Annotated in this window: 2 protein-coding genes and 1 pseudogene; all 3 read right to left on the bottom strand. The window is 54.6% G+C overall.

From position 1 onward, the window contains the following. Window positions 1-141 precede the first annotated feature (141 nt). The 3 genes and pseudogenes from JX325_RS13565 to JX325_RS13555 all read right to left on the bottom strand — a co-directional run bounded on the left by JX325_RS13565 (window position 142) and on the right by JX325_RS13555 (window position 3,197). Window positions 142-843: an HpcH/HpaI aldolase/citrate lyase family protein gene (locus JX325_RS13565; protein WP_243414090.1), complete on the bottom strand. Its 702-nt coding sequence runs from the start codon at window positions 841-843 to the stop codon at window positions 142-144. A gap of 12 nt (window positions 844-855) precedes the next feature. Continuing rightward, window positions 856-2,037: pseudogene (locus JX325_RS13560) on the bottom strand (dihydroxy-acid dehydratase); the annotation flags it as partial. Between the two features lie 386 nt (window positions 2,038-2,423). After that, the gene (locus JX325_RS13555; RefSeq protein ID WP_204791630.1) at window positions 2,424-3,197 is read right to left on the bottom strand and encodes an IclR family transcriptional regulator; all 774 of its coding nucleotides are present in this window, start codon (window positions 3,195-3,197) and stop codon (window positions 2,424-2,426) included. Window positions 3,198-3,721 lie beyond the last annotated feature (524 nt).

Raw genomic sequence — 3,721 nt, 5'->3', positions numbered from 1 at the left:
TCACATTTCAAATCAAGATACTGCATCGGAAGGAAATGGGGAGACACAGTGAAGAAGAGGCTGCAATACTCCTTCGCCAAAACAGTTGCCGGTATGTTTCTTCCGAGATACACCGCCAACAACGTATCCCGAGATTGTGACTTACAATGCAAACTTCTCCACGTCTGCCTTTGCCATTTGATAGAAAAGATAAGTATCGCAGGAATAGCTGATGAACTTAACACCTAGGTCCCGCCACTTCTTGCCGCCTTCCACGGTATCCGCAAAGCAGCCGATTTTCACGCCCTTCTCTTTGCCTTTGGCTATAATCTCCTTAATGCAGGCGACTACTTCGGGATGGTCGATCTCGCCCACATGCTCCAAAGAACTGGACAGGTCATACGGACCGACGAACACCACGTCAATCTCAGGGACATTCAGGATCTCATCCAAGTTCTCCACAGCTTTTCGGCCCTCTGCCTGAAGGATCACAACGGTATCCTGGGCTGTGCGAAAGTATTCACTGCCGGGAACAGCGCCAAAACCCGCGGAGCGTACAAAGCGGCAGGCGCCGCGGGTACCAATGGGAGAGAATTTGGCTGCGGAGACGGCAGCCCGCGTCTGCTCAGCCGTGTCGATCTGCGGGATCATGACAGCGCCCGCGCCTACATCCAGAGCCTGATCGATCCAAATGTCGGTCCCTCTGGACACTCGGACAACCGGGCAGACACCCGCAACATTCATGGCACGGATCAAGTGGGAAAGGATCTCAAAAGTGGTGGTCCCGTGCTCCATATCCAGCAGAACGAAGTCATATCCGGCATGGCCGACAGCTTCCACAAAAGCGGGGTCCGTTCCGATCATAAAGGGTCCCAGCGCGCCCTTCATGGCGGAGAGAGCGTGATCGGTGTAAAGCTTGTAAAAGCCCTTTCTGGGTTCCTGAGGCAGGATACCAGCCTTGGAGCACTCCTCCAGAGTCCTGGTGGCCTCCTCAACCGTGCAGGGCACGCCGTGGACGCCGGTCATGTTGATGGCACGGTTTTCCACACTGTAAGAGATCAAGTCGCCATCCTCAACGAATGCGATGGGACCGCCGGCGGCAGCCTCGGGGCTGACGTGGCCGATAGCGGCGCCGCGGGTAAGGCCGTAGTTGGCCAGATAGCCCAGGTTGCGGTCAAACTAGTTATCCCTGCGCAAGTCCTCCAGGTTCTCGCCAAGGGTCTTGCCGGTGACGGTCATCACATCTAGAACCAGCATATCACGCAGCATCCACTGCACCATGGGCACACCGCCGGCAAACCAGAAGGACTCGGTCAAATGCTTGCCGGAGGGGGTGATGCCCTTCTCTACCAGCCCCATGATTTTGCGTCCGGCATAGCGGGAATACTGTAAGATATCCCGCATGGCGGTGGGCACCAAAGCGGCACCGGGCAGAGCCATGCCCAAGGCTTCCGCCATACACTGCATGGTAGAAGCTGTCCCCAAGAATGTACAGGCACCAACGGATGGACAGCCGGTCGGCTTGTAATCCCGGACCTCCTGGCCGGTAATGGCATCCTTGCGTTTCTGGCGAAGAGAGATGTCCCCTGCCACCAGGGAGGTGGTCTGATTTGGGCCGGGCCGCATGGACCCGCCGGGCATAAAGATGGTGGGAATATCCATCCGGGCCACAGCTTTCAGATGGGCAGGGATAGACTTATCACAGCTGGAGGAGAGAATGATACCGCCCCAGGGCACCGCGNACGCATGAACCTCCGCCATGTTGGCAATCGCTTCTCTGGATGCCAGCACCACGTTCATGCCGTCATGACCCTGCGCGCAGCCATCACAGATATCCGTAGCATAGTACTTAGCGGGTTTGCCGCCCTTTTCATGCACTCCATAGACAGCCTGTTCCGTCATCTGGTTCAAATGGTAGCTGCCGGGGTGAGAGTCGCCGTACACACTTTCAATCATGATTTGAGGACGGGTAATGTCCTGGTCATCTCAGCCGGTGCCCATTTCCAGGGCATCGAACTGCGCCCACAACAAACGCTCTTTCGCACTTCTCTGCTTCATTGTAGTTCTCCTTAATTTCTGAGAGATATGAAGATAAGGATTCATCCCTGATGGGAACTTCGCTGGATTGCCTAGCCAGAGATTCCATATAGCAGAATTTAATTCCGGAAATTACGGATAAAACTAAGGCCTCTTTTCGAAGAACGGCCATTATTTATACATATTATACATAAAATACAGAAATCGCCTGTCTTGCTAAGGATTTTTACAGCGCTTAGCAAGAAATGGAAACTTGAATAATTTTAGTAAAATTATTTATTCGTTTTTGTCAAGGTACCGAATCAAACGGGACGCTGACAAAATGTTTCCTTCGGAGCCATCATTTGTATCAGATTCCCAGGTCGCTCCGCCGCATAAACAGCCGCCGGTATGGGAAAGACCGGCTTTTACCGCGTATCCGTGTAGCCCAGCAGGCGGGAGACGGCGGCCGCCGCCTTCCGGACCTCCCGGATCATCAGCTCCTGCTCCGCCCGCATCCGGTACTCCGGCCCGGACACGCTGACCGCCGCAACAACCTTTTGGTTCATGTCGTAGACCGGAGCGCCGTAACAGATCAGCCCCGTCTCTATCTCTCCGTCGTCCATGGCATAGCCCTTGATCCTGGCCTCCGCCAGCTCCTTCCGCATCCGCGCCGAGTTCGTGATGGTGCGTTCCGTCAGCGGCTGAGCCTCTCGCTCCATCCACAGGCAGAAGCAGTCGATTTCCTCTTCGCTGAGGCTCGCCATAATCGCTTTGCCACAGCTGGTGGCATAAGCGGGGGCGCGGCTGCCGATCCGGGTATTGCAGACGATGGAGCGGCGTGTTTCCACCTTGTCCAAATAGAAGATATCCCGCTCCAACAGGACGCTGAGGTTGATCGTCTCCTGAACGATGTCGCTGAGGTGTTCCAGCTCCGGTCGGGCCAGGCGGCGCAGATCCGACTGGCTCAGAATGGAAGTAGCCAGCAGCATCAGCCGGGGGCCAACCTGATAGCTTTTTCGCACGGGGTCCTGAATCAGGTACTGCTGGGCAGTCAGAGTAGACACCTGCCGGAACACCGTGGTGGTCGGCATGTCCAGTTGCTTTACCAGTGCTTTCAGCGTCCATTCTGTTTTGTTGTCGGTAAAGCACTCCAAAATCTGCAGCGCCCGAAGGATGCTGGAAATCTGCTCTCTCGCCATAACAACCTTTACTCCTTCCCCCATGTATCGCGGCGGCATTCCAAAGACCGGAACGCCGGACAGGACCTGGCCGTCTCGGGATTGCACCTAGGGTTTTTCGCTGGAAAACCGTCTGGCCTCCATGCCCGCCGGGCAGCCCGCCGCGCATCTTATAAACCGCCATAAAAGTCTGTTTGTGGTGTTTATTAAAAAATCGAGCACTTTTTCGTGCAAAACGCTTTTTTGGAATATGTAGCTCTCTAAACCTTGACAACCCCATTTAAAATGCTTATGATAAAAAGTGTAACACAAAGTCGGCGTTTTGTGTACTATTTTATTTTCTTTTTTCGGAATCGTTTTCCGCAAAACGGAATCGCCCTTTGTCAAAGGTACTCCCTGTTCTGCCCGCATGAACGCGCGGGACATCACAGTCAGAAAGGAAAGTCAGTCATGAAGAAACAATACGTTGTCATGGACGGCAATACCGCCGCCGCCCATGTGGCCTACGCCTTCACGGAGGTAGCGGCCATCTATCCCATCACGCC

The sequence above is a fragment of the Oscillibacter sp. CU971 genome (genome assembly GCF_905219725.1).
Taxonomy (GTDB): domain Bacteria; phylum Bacillota; class Clostridia; order Oscillospirales; family Oscillospiraceae; genus Oscillibacter.
The sequence above is the reverse complement of the archived record's forward strand: the minus strand, read 5'-3'. Positions and strand labels throughout refer to the sequence as shown.